This window comes from Xanthomonas sp. WHRI 6106, from assembly GCF_040202405.1.
GTDB classification, from domain to species: Bacteria; Pseudomonadota; Gammaproteobacteria; order Xanthomonadales; family Xanthomonadaceae; genus Xanthomonas; species Xanthomonas cannabis.
Genome location: NZ_JBEGFC010000021.1, coordinates 2,501 through 5,770, shown reverse-complemented (window position 1 = coordinate 5,770; position 3,270 = coordinate 2,501). Strand labels below are relative to the sequence as shown.

At 53.5% G+C, this 3,270-nt stretch carries 2 rRNA genes; both read right to left on the bottom strand.

From position 1 onward, the window contains the following. Positions 1-144: 144 nt before the first annotated feature. Positions 145-259: ribosomal RNA gene (gene rrf, locus ABQZ09_RS19810) — 5S ribosomal RNA — on the bottom strand. Between the two features lie 127 nt (positions 260-386). Then, a 23S ribosomal RNA gene (locus ABQZ09_RS19805) occupies positions 387-3,267 on the bottom strand. Between the last annotated feature and the right edge of the window lie 3 nt (positions 3,268-3,270).

Sequence of the window (3,270 nt, the reverse complement as noted above, 5' to 3'; positions counted from 1 at the left end):
ATCAGGCGTCCGTTGGACGCTGCGGCGTCGACTTGATGGCTCACATGTCGCAGCTGCCGTAGTGCGCTACAAACTCAGGCTATGCCCACCATCCGGGCAAAAAGAAACCCTCAGTCCTTGTGGACTGAGGGTTTCGGGTAAAGCCCCTGGCGATGACCTACTCTCGCATGGCTTGAGCCACACTACCATCGGCGCAGCTGCGTTTCACTTCCGAGTTCGGGATGGGATCGGGTGGTTCCACAGCGCTAATTTCACCAGGGAGACGGTTGGAGCGTCGCCATCCAAGAAACGGATTAAGGCGCCCAGTCTCGCATAGTTAACTTGTGACGTAGCTTGCATTTGATGATCTACCAACGTTCGTTGGGACCAAGGCAACTTGAGGTTATATGGTCAAGCCGCACGGATCATTAGTATCAGTTAGCTCAATACATTGCTGTACTTACACACCTGACCTATCAACCACGTAGTCTACATGGTTCCTTTAGGGGGCTTGTGCCCCGGGAAGTCTCATCTTGAGGCGCGCTTCCCGCTTAGATGCTTTCAGCGGTTATCGCTTCCGAACATAGCTACCCGGCAATGCCACTGGCGTGACAACCGGAACACCAGAGGTTCGTCCACTCCGGTCCTCTCGTACTAGGAGCAGCCCCTCTCAAACTTCCAACGCCCATGGCAGATAGGGACCGAACTGTCTCACGACGTTCTGAACCCAGCTCGCGTACCACTTTAAATGGCGAACAGCCATACCCTTGGGACCGACTACAGCCCCAGGATGTGATGAGCCGACATCGAGGTGCCAAACACCGCCGTCGATATGAACTCTTGGGCGGTATCAGCCTGTTATCCCCGGAGTACCTTTTATCCGTTGAGCGATGGCCCTTCCATACAGAACCACCGGATCACTAAGACCTACTTTCGTACCTGCTTGATCCGTCGATCTTGCAGTCAAGCACGCTTATGCCTTTGCACACAGTGCGCGATGTCCGACCGCGCTGAGCGTACCTTCGTGCTCCTCCGTTACTCTTTAGGAGGAGACCGCCCCAGTCAAACTACCCACCATACACGGTCCCTGATCCGGATAACGGACCTAGGTTAGAACGTCAAGCACGACAGGGTGGTATTTCAAGGATGGCTCCGCTGCAGCTAGCGCCACAGTTTCATAGCCTCCCACCTATCCTACACAGACGAACTCAACGTTCAGTGTAAAGCTATAGTAAAGGTTCACGGGGTCTTTCCGTCTTGCCACGGGAACGCTGCATCTTCACAGCGATTTCAATTTCACTGAGTCTCGGGTGGAGACAGCGCCGCTGTCGTTACGCCATTCGTGCAGGTCGGAACTTACCCGACAAGGAATTTCGCTACCTTAGGACCGTTATAGTTACGGCCGCCGTTTACTGGGGCTTCGATCAAGAGCTTCGCCTTGCGGCTGACCCCATCAATTAACCTTCCAGCACCGGGCAGGCGTCACACCCTATACGTCCACTTTCGTGTTTGCAGAGTGCTGTGTTTTTGATAAACAGTCGCAGCGGCCTGGTTTCTGCGACCCTCTTCAGCTATAGCTCGCATGAGCCACCAAAAAGGGTGCACCTTCTCCCGAAGTTACGGTGCCATGTTGCCTAGTTCCTTCACCCGAGTTCTCTCAAGCGCCTGAGAATTCTCATCCTACCCACCTGTGTCGGTTTACGGTACGGTCTTCGTGAGCTGAAGCTTAGGAGCTTTTCCTGGAAGCGTGGTATCAGTGACTTCGCCATAAAGGCTCGTCTCGGTGCTCGGTCTTAAAGAATCCCGGATTTGCCAAAGATTCAAACCTACCGCCTTTCCCCGGGACAACCAACGCCCGGTACACCTAACCTTCTCCGTCCCTCCATCGCACTCACGCGAGGTGCAGGAATATTAACCTGCTTCCCATCGACTACGGCTTTCGCCCTCGCCTTAGGGACCGACTAACCCTGCGTCGATTAACGTTGCGCAAGGAAACCTTGGGCTTTCGGCGTGCGGGCTTTTCACCCGCATTATCGTTACTCATGTCAGCATTCGCACTTCCGATACCTCCAGCAGACTTCTCAATCCACCTTCGCAGGCTTACGGAACGCTCCTCTACCGCGCATAAAACAAGTTTTATGCACCCCAAGCTTCGGTTCACTGCTTAGCCCCGTTAAATCTTCCGCGCAGACCGACTCGACCAGTGAGCTATTACGCTTTCTTTAAAGGGTGGCTGCTTCTAAGCCAACCTCCTGGCTGTCTATGCCTTTCCACATCGTTTTCCACTTAGCAGTGAATTTGGGACCTTAGCTGTGGGTCTGGGTTGTTTCCCTTTTCACGACGGACGTTAGCACCCGCCGTGTGTCTCCCGGATAGTACGTACTGGTATTCGGAGTTTGCAATGGTTTGGTAAGTCGCGATGACCCCCTAGCCATAACAGTGCTCTACCCCCAGTAGTATTCGTCCGAGGCGCTACCTAAATAGCTTTCGAGGAGAACCAGCTATCTCCGGGTTCGATTAGCTTTTCACTCCTAATCACAGCTCATCCCCGTCTTTTGCAACAGACGTGGGTTCGGGCCTCCAGTACCTGTTACGGCACCTTCACCCTGGCCATGACTAGATCACCCGGTTTCGGGTCTACTGCCCGCGACTATGCGCCCTTATCAGACTCGGTTTCCCTTCGCCTCCCCTATACGGTTAAGCTTGCCACGAACAGTAAGTCGCTGACCCATTATACAAAAGGTACGCAGTCACTCTTGCGAGCTCCTACTGCTTGTACGCACACGGTTTCAGGATCTATTTCACTCCCCTCTCCGGGGTTCTTTTCGCCTTTCCCTCACGGTACTGGTTCACTATCGGTCGGTCAGGAGTATTTAGCCTTGGAGGATGGTCCCCCCATATTCAGACAGGGTTTCACGTGCCCCGCCCTACTCGTCTTCACTGGAGTGGCCCTTTTAAATACAGGGCTATCACCTTCTATGGCCAATCTTTCCAGATTGTTTTTCTAAAGCCATTCCAGCTTAAGGGCTGTTCCCCGTTCGCTCGTCACTACTCAGGGAATCTCGGTTGATTTCTTTTCCTCCGGTTACTTAGATATTTCAGTTCACCGGGTTCGCTTCCAGCAGCTATGAATTCACTGCAGGATACTGCCGAAGCAGTGGGTTTCCCCATTCGGATATTGCCGGATCAAAGCTTGTTGCCAGCTCCCCGACACTTTTCGCAGGCTACCACGTCCTTCATCGCCTCTGACCGCCTAGGCATCCACCGTGTGCGCTTATTCGCTTGACCATA